The 16,899-nt window shown below is 69.1% G+C and carries 15 protein-coding genes, 1 pseudogene and 1 riboswitch; of the genes and pseudogenes, 6 read left to right on the forward strand and 10 right to left on the reverse strand.

The annotated features are described in order from the left end of the window. Positions 1–175: 175 nt before the first annotated feature. Entirely contained in the window at positions 176–781 is a 606-nt protein-coding gene (locus ACZ4WS_RS17625; protein WP_467981311.1) for a flavodoxin family protein, read from the forward strand. On the opposite strand, the gene ACZ4WS_RS17630 is transcribed toward ACZ4WS_RS17625, so the two are convergent. From ACZ4WS_RS17630 to ACZ4WS_RS17645, 4 genes are all read right to left on the reverse strand, one after another. Beyond that, positions 771–1,640 (reverse strand): ABC transporter permease, encoded by an 870-nt coding sequence (locus tag ACZ4WS_RS17630; protein WP_467981680.1) that lies wholly within the window; start codon positions 1,638–1,640, stop codon positions 771–773. The two genes, ACZ4WS_RS17625 and ACZ4WS_RS17630, sit on opposite strands and share 11 nt — an antisense overlap. Before the next feature lie 22 nt (positions 1,641–1,662). After that, positions 1,663–2,619 (reverse strand): ABC transporter ATP-binding protein, encoded by a 957-nt coding sequence (locus ACZ4WS_RS17635; RefSeq protein ID WP_467981313.1) that lies wholly within the window; start codon positions 2,617–2,619, stop codon positions 1,663–1,665. Positions 2,620–2,652: 33 nt separating this feature from the next. Then, a complete protein-coding gene (locus tag ACZ4WS_RS17640; protein ID WP_467981315.1) occupies positions 2,653–3,861 on the reverse strand; it encodes a LolA family protein in 1,209 nt (402 codons plus the stop codon). 235 nt (positions 3,862–4,096) lie between these two features. Continuing rightward, positions 4,097–5,107: a CHRD domain-containing protein gene (locus tag ACZ4WS_RS17645; RefSeq protein WP_467981317.1), complete on the reverse strand. Its 1,011-nt coding sequence runs from the start codon at positions 5,105–5,107 to the stop codon at positions 4,097–4,099. A 190-nt stretch (positions 5,108–5,297) separates the two neighbouring features. Between ACZ4WS_RS17645 and ACZ4WS_RS17650 the strand changes: the two genes are divergently transcribed. Further along, positions 5,298–5,837 carry a hypothetical protein gene (locus tag ACZ4WS_RS17650; RefSeq protein WP_467981318.1) on the forward strand — a complete coding sequence of 180 codons (540 nt, stop codon included), beginning with the start codon at positions 5,298–5,300 and terminating at the stop codon, positions 5,835–5,837. Positions 5,838–5,889: 52 nt separating this feature from the next. On the opposite strand, the gene ACZ4WS_RS17655 is transcribed toward ACZ4WS_RS17650, so the two are convergent. Continuing rightward, positions 5,890–6,900, reverse strand: a complete 1,011-nt coding sequence (locus ACZ4WS_RS17655; RefSeq protein ID WP_467981320.1) for a polyprenyl synthetase family protein — start codon at positions 6,898–6,900, stop codon at positions 5,890–5,892. A 303-nt stretch (positions 6,901–7,203) separates the two neighbouring features. Between ACZ4WS_RS17655 and ACZ4WS_RS17660 the strand changes: the two are divergent. From ACZ4WS_RS17660 to ACZ4WS_RS17675, 4 genes and pseudogenes are all read left to right on the forward strand, one after another. Then, a pseudogene (locus tag ACZ4WS_RS17660) lies at positions 7,204–7,863 on the forward strand (POT-type proton-dependent oligopeptide transporter); the annotation flags it as partial. A 22-nt stretch (positions 7,864–7,885) separates the two neighbouring features. Beyond that, positions 7,886–9,883: a CocE/NonD family hydrolase gene (locus ACZ4WS_RS17665; protein WP_467981322.1), complete on the forward strand. Its 1,998-nt coding sequence runs from the start codon at positions 7,886–7,888 to the stop codon at positions 9,881–9,883. Between the two features lie 109 nt (positions 9,884–9,992). After that, on the forward strand, positions 9,993–10,316 hold the full coding sequence (locus ACZ4WS_RS17670) for a hypothetical protein (RefSeq protein ID WP_467981324.1): 324 nt from the start codon (positions 9,993–9,995) through the stop codon (positions 10,314–10,316). A 270-nt stretch (positions 10,317–10,586) separates the two neighbouring features. Further along, a riboswitch (cyclic di-AMP (ydaO/yuaA leader) is annotated at positions 10,587–10,747 on the forward strand. Positions 10,748–10,750: 3 nt separating this feature from the next. Beyond that, positions 10,751–11,500, forward strand: coding sequence for a transglycosylase SLT domain-containing protein (locus ACZ4WS_RS17675; protein ID WP_467981326.1), 750 nt, complete (start codon positions 10,751–10,753; stop codon positions 11,498–11,500). Here the strand turns inward: ACZ4WS_RS17675 and ACZ4WS_RS17680 are convergent. From ACZ4WS_RS17680 to ACZ4WS_RS17700, 5 genes are all read right to left on the reverse strand, one after another. Beyond that, positions 11,494–12,333 carry an HAD family hydrolase gene (locus ACZ4WS_RS17680; RefSeq protein ID WP_467981328.1) on the reverse strand — a complete coding sequence of 280 codons (840 nt, stop codon included), beginning with the start codon at positions 12,331–12,333 and terminating at the stop codon, positions 11,494–11,496. The two genes, ACZ4WS_RS17675 and ACZ4WS_RS17680, sit on opposite strands and share 7 nt — an antisense overlap. An 86-nt stretch (positions 12,334–12,419) precedes the next feature. Then, on the reverse strand, positions 12,420–13,448 hold the full coding sequence (locus ACZ4WS_RS17685) for a LacI family DNA-binding transcriptional regulator (RefSeq protein WP_467981330.1): 1,029 nt from the start codon (positions 13,446–13,448) through the stop codon (positions 12,420–12,422). Positions 13,449–13,528: 80 nt separating this feature from the next. Further along, positions 13,529–14,410: a carbohydrate ABC transporter permease gene (locus ACZ4WS_RS17690; protein ID WP_467981332.1), complete on the reverse strand. Its 882-nt coding sequence runs from the start codon at positions 14,408–14,410 to the stop codon at positions 13,529–13,531. Beyond that, the gene (locus tag ACZ4WS_RS17695) at positions 14,407–15,396 is read right to left on the reverse strand and encodes a carbohydrate ABC transporter permease (RefSeq protein WP_467981334.1); all 990 of its coding nucleotides are present in this window, start codon (positions 15,394–15,396) and stop codon (positions 14,407–14,409) included. Before ACZ4WS_RS17695 ends, ACZ4WS_RS17690 begins: the two co-directional genes overlap by 4 nt. Further along, positions 15,393–16,724, reverse strand: a complete 1,332-nt coding sequence (locus ACZ4WS_RS17700; protein WP_467981336.1) for an ABC transporter substrate-binding protein — start codon at positions 16,722–16,724, stop codon at positions 15,393–15,395. Before ACZ4WS_RS17700 ends, ACZ4WS_RS17695 begins: the two co-directional genes overlap by 4 nt. Positions 16,725–16,899 lie beyond the last annotated feature (175 nt).

The raw sequence follows: 16,899 nt of genomic DNA on the forward strand, positions 1-16,899 counted from the left end.
GAGGCCGCGGAGCCGTCGGCACCCCGTGAGGCTGCCGAGCACGGATCCTCGACCGCGTCGACGGCCTCCACACCGAAGACCTCCGCGTCATCGTGCGCAACGCCCAGTAGACAGATACTTGCGTGCGCATCTAATGTGTGTGCAAGTAGTTGTCGGCCGCGCCCAAGGGGGACCCATGACCCGCCGCTTCCTGTTCGTGCTCGGCAGCAGCCGCACCGACGGCAACACCGAGCTGCTGGCCCGCAAGGCCGCCGAGCAGCTGTCCGGAGACGTCGAGCAGCGCTGGCTGAGCCTCTCCGAGCATCCGTTGCCCGACTTCGTGGACCTGCGGCGCGACAGCGACCACGTGCACTCTCCCGCCGGGAGCAGCCCGACGCTGCTGCTCGACGCCACGCTCGCGGCCACCGACATCGTGATCGCCTCGCCGCTGTACTGGTACTCGGTCTCCAGCCTCACCAAGCGCTACCTGGACTACTGGTCGGGCTGGCTGCGCACACCCGGCGTCGACTTCAAGGCGACCCTGGCCGGTCGCACGCTCTGGGGCGTCACCGCTCTCGCGGACGACGAGCCGGTGGTCGCCGAGCCGCTGATCGGCACGCTCAACAACTCCGCCGCGTACATGAAGATGCGCTTCGGCGGGGTGCTGCTCGGCAACGGCAGCCGGCGTGGCGACGTACTGAACGACACCGAGGCGCTGGCGCGCGCCAAGACGTTCTTCGCACAGGACCCGCAGCTCGCCCGCTTCCCGCACGAGGCCACCCAGGACGCGCTTACGCCGTGATGTCCTTCACGGTGAACCGCGCCCACGCCGCCGACCCGAACACGGCGGCGTACAGCCCCTGAAGGCCGAGATTGCGGACCAGATCGTCCCAGTAGACCGGGTCGCGCATGAGGTCGGCGAAGGACAGCCAGTAGTGGGAGAAGAAGTACGGCTGGAGCGCGTGGAGCTGGGGGATCTGGTCGAGGATCTGGATGGTGATGAGGAGCCCGACCGTCGTCGCCATCGCCGCGATGCCGCTGCTCGTCAGCGTGGAGATGAACAGGCCGAGCGCCGCGACGCCGATCAGTGACGCGGCGACGACCAGGGCGATGAGCAGGGCCCGCCCGAGTCCCTCGGCGAAGCTGATCCGGGTCCCGGAGATCGTCGTCAGCTCGCCCAGCGGGAACAGCAGCGCGCCCACCGCGAACGCCGAGGCCGCCACGATGAGGGTCGCGACCAGGCAGAACGTCATCGTGGTCGCGTACTTGGTGAGGAGGAGGCGAGTACGGCCCGCGGGCGCGACAAGGAGATAGCGCAGCGTCCCGGCGTTCGCCTCGCCCGCGATCGCGTCGCCCGCGATGACGCCGATCGCCATCGGCAGGAAGAAGGGGAGCGTCGCGGCCAGCGCGGTGAACACCAGGAACAGACCGTTGTTGGTGATCTGCGAGATGAACGCCGGTCCTTCGCCGCCGCCACCGCCCGCCGCCGAGCCGTCGCTCGTCTCTATCTTGATGGCGACGCCGATGAGGATCGGTACGGCGGCGAGTACGCCGAGCAGCGCGATCGTCCGCCAGCGCCGGAAGGTGGTGACGAGTTCGCTGCGGAAGAGTCCGAACGTCCACAACAGGCTCGGCGCACGCCTGGCTTCAGCCTCCGACATGACCTCGGCCTGCGACAGAACTTCAGCCCGCGACATCGAACCCCTCCCCCGTCAACGCCACGAACGCGTCCTCCAGCGAGGCCCGTTCGACCCCGAAGCCGCGGACCCGGACGCCCGCCGTGACCAACGCGGCGTTCAGCTCGGCGAGTTCGCGGTCCGGAGGCTCGGCGCTCACGCCCGTCTCCGTCACGACGAGATCCGCGACGCCCTGTTCCTTCAGTACGCGCGCCGCGTCCCCGGGGTCCGGAGTGGTGACGACGAGCCGGCCCCGCGCACCCGCCGCGAGATCCGCCACCGCACCCTGGGTGATGAGCCGCCCCTGCGCCATCACGGCCGCGTGCGTGCAGACCTGCTCGATCTCGTCGAGCAGGTGTGAGGAGAGAAAGACGGTCGTGCCGTCGGAGGCCAACTCCCGTACCAGGGAGCGGATTTCCCGCATGCCCTGGGGGTCGAGGCCGTTGGTGGGCTCGTCCAGGACGAGCAGGCGGCGCGGCTGGAGAAGCGCGGCCGCGAGCCCGAGCCGCTGCTTCATACCGAGTGAGTACGCCTTCGCCTTCTTCCCGGCGGCCGCGGTGAGCCCGACCCGGTCGAGGGCGGTCGCGACGCGCGTACGCCGGGTGCGCGGGTCGGCGGTCGGATCGGCGGCGTCGTACCGGATGAGGTTGTCACGGCCGGAGAGGAAGCCGTACAGCGCGGGGCCCTCGATGAGGGCGCCGACGTGCGGGAGCACGGCCCGCGCGCTGCGGGGCATGGGCTGCCCCAGCACGCGTGCCGTGCCCGAGGTCGGCTCGATCAGGCCCATCAGCATGCGGATGGTCGTGGTCTTGCCGGAGCCGTTCGGCCCCAGGAAGCCGAAGACGCTGCTCGCCGGGACGGTCAGGTCCAGGCCGTCGACGGCGAGCTGTCCGCCGCGGTAACGCTTGGTGAGCGCGCGGGTGGCGATCACCGCCTCCGGGTCCGCGGCGGCCGGCTCCTCCATGGGCTCCCTCAATTCGTCCTGCTCATACGGTACTTACTTGGCCGCCGCGTTGGCCGCCTTCACCAGCGCGTCCTTGGTGACCGCACCGGCGTACACCTTGCCGTCGTCCGTGATCAGCGCGTTGACCAGGCGGGTCGAGAAGACGGTGCCCTTGCCGAACTTGCCGGTGACGTGGTCGCCGAGGGAGTTCAGGAACCCGTCGACATTGCTGTTGCCGGACGAGCCCGACGGCACGCCCTGGCCGCCCGTGTCGAACTCGGCGATGGAGTTCCAGCCCTTGCCGAGGGTCTTGAGACCGTCGAGTCCCGCACCCAGGCCCTGGTCGGACTTCTGCGCGGACTCGGATGCCTTCGTGTGGTCGCCCTCGGTGACCTTGGCGCCCTTGGGCGGGGTGAAGTCGAACGTCGACGCGGCCGGCTTGGAGAAGTCGACCTGGGTGAAGCCCGCGTCCACGACGGCCGCGCCGCCGCTCGTCGGGGTCAGCGTGAACTTCAGCGGCAGCCCCGTCTTCGCGTCCACCGCGATGCTGATCGCGCCGACCGTGGAGCCGGACTGCTTCGGCTTGATGAGCAGCCTGTACGCGTCACGGCCCGCGACCTGCGCGGTGCCGTCGACGGTCACGGAGGTGGTGTCGTCGACCGCCTTGAGGGCCTCGTCGGCGAGTTCCTTGGGCGTCGCCGGGACGTCGTCCTTCGTCGCCTTCTTGTCCTTCTGGCTCTCGGACTGGGGCGCGGTCGCGTGGTAGACCTCGTTCGACTTGCTGTCGTACGCCCATACGTCGTCGCCGTTGTGGATGACGCTGTACTCGGCGGCGCTGTCCAGGAGAGAGATCTTGCCCTTGTCCGGGCCGTCGGAGGCGACGCGGAGTGTGTGGGTGCCGGAGGCCAGTTCGAGGAGCTTGGACGACGGATCGGCCGACGAACCGCCGCCACCCTGGGCGGCGCCCGACGCGAAGCTGCTCTCCAGGCCGCCGAGGCTGGGAAGCCCCAGATCGGTGCTGATCTTGACCGTGCCGGACAGCTGCTGGACGTCCGACTTGGCGATCTTCTCGATGAGTTGCTGAGCGGTGATCTTCGGCAGGCTGGGGTCGCCGGAGTCGGCGAGCGCCGGGACGAGCCCGATGGTCGCCGCCGCCACCCCCACCACCGCGACCGGAACGACGTAGCGCGCGGCCTTGCGTCGGCCGGCGCGCACGTCATCGGCCTCGTCGACGAGCGTGTCGTCGGATTCGTACGGTGCCATGTGTGCCTTACCTCCGTCGTCGGCGGCGGCCTACCGTCCCTGCGCGTTCCACCCCTGAGCCGCCATTCTCACCCGAATCGGTGAGGAGTGGTGCTTTCCATCTGACCAAATCGGCCGACAAGAAGCGTCAGACCCCGGGCGCAACTCCACGTACTGCTGCGGTATGACATGAGGAGGCGGTGCCTCCCCCAACCCGTAAGGGTCGCGGGAGACACCGCCGGCGGGCGTCAGTCGGTCAACGCTGCACGAACACGTAGTCCGCCTGGTAGGGAACGCCCACGATGGTGCCCGGCGAGCAGGACCCGGCCGGGGCGACGCCGCCCACGGTGTTGAGGCGCAGGATCTCCTGCGTCCCGGCCAGCAGGCCGTGGTGCTTGCCGGACTGGGTGGCCTTGAGGTCGAGCTCGGGGATGTTCGTGTCGCCGTTCGGGGTCTTGGAGATCAGCGCGCCGGTGACCGCGCTGCGGTCGGGTGCGACCCACTGCGGCGTACCGGAGTTGGGCTTGACGAACGAGTGTGCGATGTTGCCCCCGAGCAGGGCCGCGACGTCGCGCTGGGCGAAGGCGTAGCCGCCGCCCTCGGCCGGCTTGCACTCGTAGATCTGCTTGCCCTTGACGACCGACGCCTGGAAGTTGTTCAGGGCGTGCCGGAAGTCGAAGGACGTGGTGACCTTGTGGAGCTGGCCACGGACGGCGCCGCCCGGGAACTCGGCGGTGTGCAGATTGGCGTAGAACGCACCGGGGTCGGTCTTCAGCGCGTCGAGCAGCGCCGCGTCCTCGATCTTGACGGTGCCGACCACATGGTGGCCCTTGATCTTGTCGAGCAGCTTGGTGAAGTCGACCTTGACGCCACCGTTGGTGCCCTTGGCGCCCTGGTGGATGTGGAGCAGGGTGGGCTTGCCGGTGCCGCGCCAGGTCACGGCGACGGACACCTTGTTGCCCTTGACCTTGATGAACTCCAGCGCCGCGCCGTCCTTGTCGCCGACGGCGGGGCCGCCCTGGACGGGCACCTCGTTGGCGCCGTTGAGGCTGGTGGCGAGGATGGTGCCGCCGCTGCCGCCCATGACTCCGCTCTGCGCGACGATGGTCTGGTCGCCGTGCATCGAGTGGCTCGCACGGTGGCTGTGGCTGCCGCTGTCGGCGACCGCCGGGATGACGGCGGCGGCGACACCGGCCGCGGCGGCAACCGCGACACCGGTCAGGATCAGGCTCTTGCGACGCGTGGTGAACGTGGCGTTCGATCCCATGATTCTGTTTTCTCCCCGTATCTCAGCTGACACCCCCTGCGTCAGCTTCCGGGCTTGAGTACGGACTGAATCCGAGCCTGGACTCAATCCAACTATGTGACCTGGATCACACTTCCGTCTGGGCAAGCGAAAACCAGCCCGAATCCGTACATCTGAGTGGCAGCAATCGGCATCGACCAAGGGGGTCGCCATGCTCGCCACCACGCACCACACGGACATCAGACACATCACCGGTTACGCCGCCACGGGCACCGCGATCCTGGCACTGACGCTCGCCGGATGCGGGAGCGGGGGCGGGGGCAGCGGCGGCGGCAGCAGCAAGAGCGGCAGCTCAACGGCGCCGTCGGCGACCGCCACGCTGACCACCGCGGACGTCAAGAACGTCGGCACCGTGGTGACCGACAGCAAGGGTTATGTCCTCTACCGCTTCGACGCGGACTCCGCCCACCCCACCAAGGTCACCTGCTACGGCACCTGCGCCTTGGTCTGGCCTGCCGCCACCCCCCAGGGCGGCGTCACCACCAAGGGCATCGACAAGAACCTGGTGTCCACGGTGAAACGCACCGACGGCACCACCCAGCTCACCCTCGCGGGCTGGCCCCTCTACCGCTACGCCAAGGACGACGAGCCCAAGGAGGCCTACGGCCAGGGCGTGGACGGCACGTGGTTCGCTGTGACACCGACAGGCGCGAAGGCCATGACGGCGACGAGCTCGGGAGGAGGCTACTGACCAGCTGTCGCAGCGGTGGGCACGCGCGCCACCGGACAGCGGGGCCCAGACCTCACCCGGCCCGGTGCACCACCGCATCCACAAGCTCCATCAGCGCGGCCTTCGAATCGCACTCCGGCAGCGGAACCAGCGCGGCCCGCGCGTCCTCCGCGTACCGCACGGTGTCCCGCCGGGCCTGCTCAAGCGCGGGATGGGCGCGCAGCCGGGCGAGCGCCTCGGCGTGCCGGGCGTCATCCGTCAGGTCGGAGTCGAGCAGCTCGCACAGCGCGATGTCCTCGGCGAGACCGAGACGCTCGGCGCGCTCGCGCAGCCGCAGCACCGGCAGCGTGGCGATGCCCTCGCGCAGATCCGTCCCCGGCGTCTTCCCGGACTCGTGCGAGTCGGACGCGATGTCCAGCACGTCGTCCGCGAGCTGGAAGGCGACACCGAGCCGCTCCCCGTACTGCGTCAGCACGTCGACGACCGTCTCGTCGGCCCCCGACATCATCGCGCCGAACCGGCAGGCGACGGCGACCAGCGAGCCGGTCTTGCCGCTGAGCACGTCCAGGTAGTGGTCGACCGGGTCGCGCCCGTCGCGCGGCCCCGCGGTCTCCAGGATCTGCCCGGTGACGAGCCGCTCGAAGGCCTCGGCCTGGATGCGGACGGCCTCGGGCCCGAGGTCGGCCAACGTGTGCGACGCGCGCGCGAAGAGAAAATCACCGGTAAGGACGGCCACCGAGTTGCCCCAGCGGTGGTTCGCGCTGGGCACCCCGCGCCGCGCGTCCGCCTCGTCCATCACGTCGTCGTGGTACAGCGTGGCGAGATGGGTCAGCTCGACGACCACGGCCGAGGGCACGACACCCGGCGCGTAGGGATCACCGAACTGCGCGGCGAGCATCACGAGCAGCGGCCTGAACCGCTTCCCACCGGCACGCAGGAGGTGCTGGGCGGCTTCCGTGATGAAGGGGACCTCGCTCTTGGTGACTTCGAGCAAGCCCTCCTCGACAGCCGCCAATCCGGCCTGGACATCGGCTTCGAGAGCCTGGTCCCGCACGCTCAGCCCGAACGGCCCGACGACGGTCACGAGAGGTTCTCCTGTCTGCTGACGATCACATGGCGAACTCGGTCGATCATTCGGTCGATGACACGGTTTGTCGATGTGTCGCTGCCATCACTCAAGTCAGCGTATCCGGTCACGTTTCGATCACCACGAGCGCCCACCGTCCCCTGCTCGACTTCGCTCCAGCAGGAGGTACCCCCCACGCTCGGGCGGTATCGGATCACCGGCGGTATGTTCATGATCAGCCAATACGAAATGACATGCGGCGACATCAACTGATGTACCCGAAAAGTGGCATGTACTGACGTACCCGGAAGGGGGGTGGCCGTGTCCCGCAGCACCGTCGAGACCGAGCCCGGCAGCCGGCCCCCTCCGGGTGACGACCATGCCTTCTTCGGCCGGCCCAGGGGCCTGCTGACCCTGTCCGGCCTGGAGGTCTGGGAGCGCTTCTCGTTCCTCGGCACGCAGGCCATCCTGGCCCTGATCGCCTGCGGCCACTACTCCATGGCGGTGCCGACCCCCACCATGACCTGGGCGGGCCCGGCGATCAAGACCGGCGCGTTCGCGGGTCCCCTGATCACCGGCCGGCTCGGCGACCACAAGGGCCGGCACCGGGGTTTCTCGGCGGCCGCGATCGGCATGGCGTTCGGCCTGGTCCAGTACGTCATGGGCCGCCGTCACCTGGCCGGGCGCACACACACGGCGGAATTCGCGCTCGCCCGAGGCGCGATGCGCCGCGCGGTCCGCCTGATCATCCTCGGTCTGCCGGCGGTGGCCGTACTCGCCGTACTCCTCACCGCCGTCGGCCGGCTGACGATGGGCCGTTTCGTCGATCTCCTCACCCCCATCTCGCTCCTCACCCTCATCTCAGTGATCGCGCCGGTCGTCCACTTCGCGGTGATGTTCGGCAGTTCCCGCGTGACGCCCGAGGAGCGCGGCCGCCTCCGCCCGTACCTCGTCCTCTTCCTCGCCTCGACCGTCTTCGACTGAAGCCACTGGGGTCCCTCTCATGCACATCCGTACGTCCTTCCCCCACGAGACGACTCACGAGGACGTCCTCATCCCCCTTCCGGACGGCACACGTCTGTACGCGCGCGTATGGCGCCCGCTGACCGACGAACCCGTACCGGCGCTCCTCGAATACCTCCCCTACCGCCTCACGGACTGGACCGCGCCCCGCGACTGGCAGCGCCATCCCTGGTACGCGGGCCACGGCTACGCCTCCGTGCGGGTGGACGTCCGCGGGCACGGCAACTCGGAGGGCATGCCGGCGGACGAGTACGCGGACGTGGAGCTGGCCGACGGGGTGGAGGTCGTCAACTGGCTCGCGTCCCAACCCTGGTGCACCGGCAAGGTCGGCATGTTCGGCATCTCCTGGGGCGGCTTCAACTCCCTCCAGATCGCGGCCCTCGCGCCCGAGCCGCTCAAGGCGATCGTCACGGTCTGCTCCGCGGACGACCGCTATGACAACGACGTGCACTACATGGGAGGTTCCGTCCTCGCCGTCGACATGCACGCCTGGGCGGCCACGATGCTCGCGTTCGTCTCGCGGCCGCCGGACCCCGTCCACGTGGGCGAGGTGATGTGGCGGGACATGTGGGTGAAACGCCTGGAGACGGTGGACCCGTTCCTCCACACCTGGCTCGCGCACCAGACCCGGGACGCGTACTGGCGCCACGGCAGCGTCTGCGAGGACTACGGCGCGATCCGGGCGGCCGTCCTGGCGGTCGGCGGCTGGCACGACCCGTACCGGGACACGGTGTTGCGCCTGGTCGAGAACCTGCCGCCGGACCGCGTACGAGGCGTGATCGGCCCCTGGTCGCACCAGTACCCGGACCGGGGCCTGCCGCCGGGCCCGGCGATCGGCTTCCTCCAGGAGACGCTGAGATGGTGGGACCACTGGCTGCGCGGCACGGAGACGGGCGTGATGTCACAGCCGCTGCTGCGCTCGTACGTCATGGACGCGCACCCTCCGGCGACGACGTACCCGACCCTCCCCGGCCGCTGGGTGGGTGATCCGGCCTGGCCCTCCCCCTCCGTGACGCCGGTCTCGTACGCGCTGCAGGGCGCCCCGGTCCAGGTCCGCTCGCCCCAGCACACGGGGGTGGACGCGGGCCGCTTCTCCCCCTTCGGAAACGACGCGGATCTGCCCCCGGACCAGCGGGAGGAGGACGCGAGATCGGCGTGCTTCGAGTTCGCGGTGGCGGAGGAGATCTGGATCCTGGGCCGCCCGAGGGTCCGCCTGCGCCTGACGTCCCCGGTGCCCCGGGGCCAGGTGATCGCCCGCCTCTGCGACGTGGCCCCCGACGGCTCCTCGACACTCGTCACCCGAGGTGCACTGAACCTGTCAGCGCGCCACGGCCGTGACCAGGCGGTCCCCTGGAAACCGGGCTCTACGGAGGACGTGGTTTTCGACCTGAACGGCATCGGCTACGCGTTCCCGCCGGGCCATCGCATCCGGCTCTCCGTCTCCTCCGCGTACTGGCCCTGGATCTGGCCCCAGCCGGGCTCGCAGGCGGGCCTCACCCTGGACCCGACGGGCAGCACCCTCGAACTCCCCGTACGGGCAAAGGAGTCGGCGCCCTCGATCACCTTCGAGGATCCGGAGCAGTCCGAGTCCCTCGGCGTGGTCTTCCCCGCCACCCTGGACGAACCCCGCCCGGAACGCCTGGTCGTACGCGATGTCGCGAAGGGCGAGTGGCGCCTGGAGGTCGACCCCCGCTACGGAGGCACCCGCGTCTACCCCGACGGCCTCGAATTCACGGAGGACGCCCTGGAGACGTACACCATCAACGACTCCGACCCGCTCTCGGCCCGCACCCGCTCGACCTGGTCGATCCGCCTCCACCGCCCGGACCTGCCCTGGGACGCCCGCGTCTCGACCACCTCCGAAATCACCTGCGACGCCGACGACTTCATCACCTCCAACGAGGTCATCTGCAAGGACGGCGACGAGGTGGTCTTCCACCGCACCTGGGAGAAGAGGATCCCGCGAACGGCGGGCTAGGGTTCGGCGACGGCCCCGCGACGGCCGGGCCGAGGGCCGTCTCCGGCATGATCCGCCGGACGGGCCAGGCCCTGGAGCCCCCGGGGGGCGGTAGGCAATCCTGAGCACCATGGCGCGGACCGGTGAATTCCTGATGGACCTCGACGAGGGCATGCTCGCCTACTTCCGGGAGATGGCCCACGAGATGGTCACACGCTTCGGGATCTCGCGGGGCGAGGCCGTGGCGCGGATCAACAGGGCTTACGGGGGACGGAAGTTCGGGCCGTACCCCGACCTGATGTGCCACGAACTCCCCGAATACTGGGGCTACGGCCTCTACTTCAAGCCCAACGCGGGCCGCCTCCCCGACGACGACCCCGACACGGACCTCTCCGCGTGGGAGGTGCGCCCGGCTCCTCCCCGGCACTCCCCGGTCTGGACGGTCGGAGCGTAATGCCCGAATTGAATGCATTGCCGCTTTAATGGGCCTTGGTCGCGTGAATTGGGTCACGCCGGAGCCATCTCGACGCCGCACCCCGCCACCTCGATTCCCCCTTCGCGGAAGGCAAGTTGAGGATCACATTCCGGCACAATCGGGCAATTCATCCCGTCCTTTTCCGAGGTTAAAACGGACTGATCCATGAATTCGGGGCTTGTTCCCGACATGTGCTCTCGCATACGTTCGCCCCGATCCGAGCGGATCGCCGAATCCTGCCGCCGCCCGGAAACCCACCCACCCACGCACGCACGGCAGGAGCGGGGGACCCAGGTAAGCCGCCGGTCCGGACACCGGAACGGCTAGGGGTGAAGCCGCGCCCAGCGCGCGGCCGGGCACCTCCCGCCCGAACCCGACAGCTCACCCCGCAGGCGCCGGAGAGGAATGTCGTCATGCCCGCACGAGGCAAGCACAGCCGCCCCAAGACCAGCAGCCCGTTCACCCGCTGCATGATCGCCGCAGGCACGAGCGGAGCCGCGCTCGTCCTCCCCCTCGTGAGCGCGACCAGCGCGCACGCCGCCCAGCCGACGCAGGCGCCGCAGGTCACGAAGGCCGCCACAGTCACGATCACCGACGTCCAGCTCGTCACCTACAAGGTGGTCGCGGGCGACACCCTGTCCAAGATCGCGCAGAAGTACCCGCAGAGCGGCGGCTGGAAGAAGCTGTACGACGCCAACCGCGCGGTGATCGGTGCGAACCCGGCGGTCCTCCCCCCGGGCCTGACGCTGACGGTGGGCACGAAGACCGTGAAGCTGGGCTCGACGACCAAGGCAAGCACCAAGTCCGCGACGACGGCCACCCCCGCCTCCGCGAAGACGTACGCCAACAACCTGGACGGCTGGATCAAGCAGTCGCTGGACATCATGGGCAAGGCGCGCATCCCGGGCACCTACAACGGCATCTACCGCAACGTCATGCGCGAGTCCTCCGGCAACCCCCGGGCCATCAACAACTGGGACTCCAACGCCGCCGCCGGCATACCGTCCAAGGGCCTCCTCCAGGTCATCGACCCGACCTTCAAGGCCTACCACGTCCCCGGCACCTCGATGGACCCCTACGACCCGGTCGCGAACATCACGGCGGCGTGCAACTACGCGGCGGCGAAGTACGGGTCGATCGACAACGTCAACGGCGCCTACTGAGACACGTTCTCCCGGGCCTTCTCCTGGGCCCCGAAGAGCCGTTCCAGTACCACCGCGATGCCGTCCTCCTCGTTCGACAGGGTCACCTCGTCGGCCACCGCCTTCAGCTCCGGGTGGGCGTTGGCCATGGCGACGCCGTGGGCGGCCCAGTCGAACATGGGGATGTCGTTGGGCATGTCGCCGAAGGCGAGGGTGTCCGCCGGGCTCAGCCCCAGATGCCGGGCGGCCAGCGCCAGGCCGGTCGCCTTGGTGATGCCGAGTGGCTGGAGTTCGACGGTGCCGGGCCCCGACATGGTGACCGACGCGAGGGAACCCACCACCGCGCGCGCCGTCGACGCCAATTCGTCGTCCGCCAGGGCGGGATGACGCAGCAGCACCTTGCTGATGGGCTCGGCCCAGAGGTCGTCGCGCCGTCCAACCCGTACGGCGGGCAGGGTGGGGTGTGGCATGAGGTAGCCGGGCTCGATGAGCGTGAGGCCGTCCACGCCGTCCTGATCGACGGCCGCGTACACCTGGCCCACCTCGGCCTCGATCTTGCCGAGCGCGGTCTCGGCCAGCCCCCGGTCCAGGGTGACGGACCACAGCAGACGGTCCGCACCGGCGTCGTACAACTGCGCGCCCTGTCCGCACACCGCGAGTCCCGTGGAGCCGAGGTCGTCGAGGAGCGGCCGCACCCTCGGGGCGGGCCGGCCGGTGACGACGAGATGCCGGGCACCGGCCGCCGCCACCCGCGCGAGCGCTGTAAGGGACCGGTCGGAGAGCGTGTCGTCGCCGCGCAGCAGCGTTCCGTCCAGGTCGGTGGCGATGAGTGAATATGCGAGGGGTGCGGCCATGATCAGAGAATACGGATGGAAAGCCCCCCTGGACTCGACGCGAACCGGACGGCTGCTGCCTTCACATGCGTTGACTTCTGTTCCGGTTACGCCGACTCCCGTACGACCAACTCCGTGGGCAGGATCACGCCCGCCGTGTCCTCGCCGGCGATCTGGGCGAGGAGCATACGGACCATTTCGGCGCTGATGCGGTCGTAGGGCTGGCGCATGGTGGTGAGGGCCGGGGTGATGGAGGTGGCCGCGGCCGAGTCGTCGAAGCCGCCGACAGCGATGTCATCGGGTACCGAACGCCCGGACTGCTGCAGGGTGTTGACGACTCCCAGGGCCATGAGGTCGGAGGCGACGAACACCGCGTCGATGTCGGGGGCCTGCGCCAGCAGCCGGCGGGCAGCCTCCTCGCCGCCGCTGCGGCGATAGTCGCCCTCCACCACCAGCGCCGGGTCGTGGGGCAGGCCTGCCTCGGCGAGCACATCGCGGTAGCCGGCCAGGCGGTCGGGGCCGCCCGGGGCGTCGAGCGGCCCGGTGACCATGCCGATGCGGCGGCGGCCGCAGGCGATGAGGTGGCGGACCATCTCCTGGGCACCGTCGCGGTCGGCGGCCGCCACGTAGCTGACCCTGGAGCCGAGGCCGAGCGGCTTGCCGCAGGCCACCAACGGGATCCCGGCGTCGCGCAGTTCGGCCGCGACCGGGTCGCCGCTGTGGTTGGAGACGAGCAGCACGCCGTCGACATGGCCCGAGGTGATGTACCTGGTCAGCCGACGGCGGTCGTCCTTGGACGAGGCCAGCATCAGCAGCAGCGGGATGTCGTGCCGGGCCAGGTGCTCGGTGCAACCCCGCAGCAGCACGTTGAAGTTGGGGTCCTCGAAGAACTTCTCCTGCGGCTCGGTGAGGAGGAACGCCACCGAGTCCGACCGTCCGGTGCTCAGGCTGCGGGCGTGCCGGTTGACGACGTACCCCGTCTTCCTGATCGCCGACTCCACCGCGCTGCGCGCGGCGGGCGACACGTAGTGGCCCCCGTTCAGGAACCGGGAGACGGTGCCTCTGGAAACGCCCGCCTCCCGGGCCACGTCGTGGATGGTGGGCGGCTTGCGGCGTCCGTTCGGACTGGTGGTCATGTTCCTCGTTCTTGCCGGTCAGGTGCGGTGCGGGAAAGTTCGGCTCAGGACTTTGCTCAGTACTTGGCTGACGTCTTGACTCAAGCCTTGACCGATCCGCTCAGCAGGTCCAGTGACCAGAACCGCTGGATCACCAGGAAGAGCCCGATCAGCGGCAGAATCGCCAGCAGGCATCCCATGATGACCAGGGTGTAGAGCGCCGGTTGCGAGGCGCCCTGGGCCAGCAGGGTGTAAAGGCCCAGCGTGAGCGGGAACTTGGTGTCGTCCGCGAGCATCACGTACGGCAGCAGGAAGTTGTTCCAGATGCCGACGAACTGGAACAGGAACACCGTGATGAGGCCCGGCATCATCATCGGCACCGCGATCCGCGAGAAGATCCGCCACTCGCTCGCGCCGTCCATGCGGGCGGCTTCGAGGAGTTCGGCGGGCACCGAGGCGGCCGCGTAGATGCGGACCAGGTAGACGCCGTACGGAGAGAGGATCGACGGCAGCAGCATCGACCAGTACGAGTCGGCCAGGCCCATCTTCGACAGCAGCAGGTACTGCGGGACGGTCAGCACGATGCTGGGCACCAGCACGCCGGCCAGCATCAGCTTGAAGATGAACTCCCGCCCCTTGAAGGCGAACCGGCCCAGCGCATAGCCGCCCGCGGCCGAGACCGCGGCGGACAGCAGCGCGCCCAAGCCCGCGTAGAAGGCGGAGTTGGCCATCCACTGCCAGTAGATGCCGTCGCGGTAGGAGCTCAGCTCCTTCAGGTTGGCGAAGAAGCCGGTGCCGGGGGCGAAGGTGAACGTGGAGAACAGTTCGCCCTTGCCCTTGGTCGCCGCGATGACCACCCAGGCCACGGGGATCAGGCAGTACAGCGAGCCCAGGATCAGCACCAGGGTGGGCACCCAGGCGATGCGCTTCGGCTTCGACCGTCCCGGCAGGCTGTCGGTGGCGGTGAGGGTGAGGGGGGTCATGCCCGGTCCTCCCGGGTGTAGCGGTCGGAGATGCGCAGCAGCGTGAAGGAGAGCACGAAGGTCGCCAGGGCCAGGACCACCGCGGTGGCGGAGGCGCTGTAGATGTCGGACTGGCCGAAGGCCTGGTCGTAGATGGCCAGCAGCGGGCTCCAGGTGTTGGAGAGGCCGTTGGTCAGCGGCTTGAGCGCCTTGGGCTCGGTGAACACCTGAAGGGTGGCGATGACCGAGAAGAAGAACGTGAGCACCAGCGAGGGCAGCACGATCGGGATCTTGATCCGCAGGGCGATCTTCAGGTTGGACGCGCCGTCGAGCTTGGCGGCCTCGTAGATCTCGGCCGGGATCGCGCGCAGGGCGGTGTAGATGACGATCATGTTGAAGCCCGTGCCGCCCCACACCGCGATGTTCGCGAAGGACAAGTACAGGTTGCCCCCGTCGAACAGGTCGGGCTGGGGCAGGTTGAACTCGCGCAGGATGTAGTAGAAGGGGCTGACCGTCGGCAGGTACAGGAAGCCCCACATCAGCGCGGCGATGATGCCGGGTACGGCGTACGGCAGGAAGATCGCGAGCCGGGCGAACTTGGCGCTGCGTGCCTGCGGGGTGTCGAGCATCAACGCGAAGATCAGCGCCATGCCGAGCATCGTCGGGATGACGATCAGGCCGTAGCCGAAGGCGCGCAGGACGCTGTGCCCGAACTCGGAGTTCTCGAACACGGCGGTGTAGTTGCCGATGCCGTTCCAGACCTCGTGGCGGGCCCCCTCACCGAGCCCCATCCCCGAGACCTGGACCTTGTGGAGGCTGAGCCACACCGCGTACCCGATGGGCACGATGGTGAAGGCGGCGAACAGCAGCAGGGCCGGCACCAGGAACCAGTACGGCGCGCTGCGGCCACGACGACGGGAGCGGCGGGGGCGGACGGGCGTGGCGGAGCCGTCCGCCAAGGGCCCGACCGTCAGACGGTCGGAGCCCTTGAGCGGAGTGCTGGTCATGCCTCGGTCACCTTGAAGCCCTGCTTCTTCATGTCGGCGAAGGTCTTCGACTGCATGGTGCTCAGAGCGGAGACGAACTGCGCCTCCTTCTTCGCCTTGGTGGCCTTGCCGAAGCCGTCGGTGAAGGCGTCGTAGGCGACCTGGACGTTCGGGCCCCAGGCAGACGCGGCCGTGGTCGCGGCGACCTTGGCGGCCGTGTCGTAGAAGTCGGTCTGGTTCGGGAAGAACGCGGGCGTGGTGAGCACGGAGCCGGACTGGCCCTTGGTGGCCGCCGGGTAGATGCCGGCCTCCTTGACCAGGGCGGCCAGCGCCTCCGGGTCGGTGTTCAGCCAGTTCGCGAACTTGGCCGCGGCCTCGGCGTTCTTGGAGTCGGTGGAGACACCGGTGGAGGAGCCGCCCCAGCTGCCGGTGACGTTCTCGCCCGCGCTCCACTGCGGCAGCGGGGCCATGCGCCACTTGCCCTTGGTGTCGGGGGCCGAGCTGACCAGCACACCGGGCGCCCACACGGCGGAGACCCAGGCGAGGTGGGTGCCCTTGTTCAGGGCGTTGTTCCAGGCCGGGGTGTACATCGGCTGGTTGTCGATGGCGCCCTCCTGGACCAGGCCGCCCCAGAACTCGGCGACCTTCTTGGTGGCGTCGTCGTCGATGGCGACCGTCCACTTGCCGCTGGAGTCGACGGTCCACCACTTGGCGCCGGCCTGCTGGGCGAGGCCCGCGAACAGACCCGAGTCGTTGGAGGAGAACGTGGTCAAGTAGGCGTCCGGGACGGCCTTCTTGGCGGCACGGGCGGTCGTGGCGAACTCGTCCCAGGTGGTGGGGACGGTCAGGCCGTGCTTCTTGAACAGGTCCTCGCGGTAGTAGAACATCAGCGGCCCGGAGTCCTGCGGTATCGCGTAGACCGCGTCGGTGCCGAGCGTGACCATGGCCCACAGGCCCTCGGCGAACTCGGACTTGGCGGACTTGGCGTACTTCGAGATGTCCGCGAGGACCTCGTTCGACACCAGCGTCGGGAGGGACTGGTACTCGACCTGGATGAGGTCGGGGGCGTTGCCCGCCTTCTTCGCGGTGATCAGCTTGGCGACGATCTCGCCACCGCTCGCCTGCTTGGACACCGTGACCGTGATGTCGGGGTTCTTCTTGTTCCAGATCGCGGCGACCTTGTCCATGTTCGGCGCCCAGGACCAATAGGTCAGCTTCACCGGACCGCTGCTCTTGCCGGAGCCGTCGTCGGAACCGCAAGCGGCGAGGGTGCTGGTGAGACCGAGGGCTGCGGCCCCGGCGAGCATGGTGCGCCTGCTGATCTGGCGGCGGTGGATCGACATCTTCATCTCCCCTGACTGAGAACGAGCCGGCCTCTGATGTCCCGTGCGCGCTGCAACCGCCGTGGGGGGGAAGGGGTTGCCGACACGAGTCCGAGGGGCTGTGCGCGAGGGCCGCGCGGCTCTGTGATCGTGCACAGTAGAAAATTGTTTCAGTCTCTTGTCAATGGATGAAGCGTGGGGT

It is taken from the genome of Streptomyces sp. NPDC029292 (assembly GCF_055569295.1).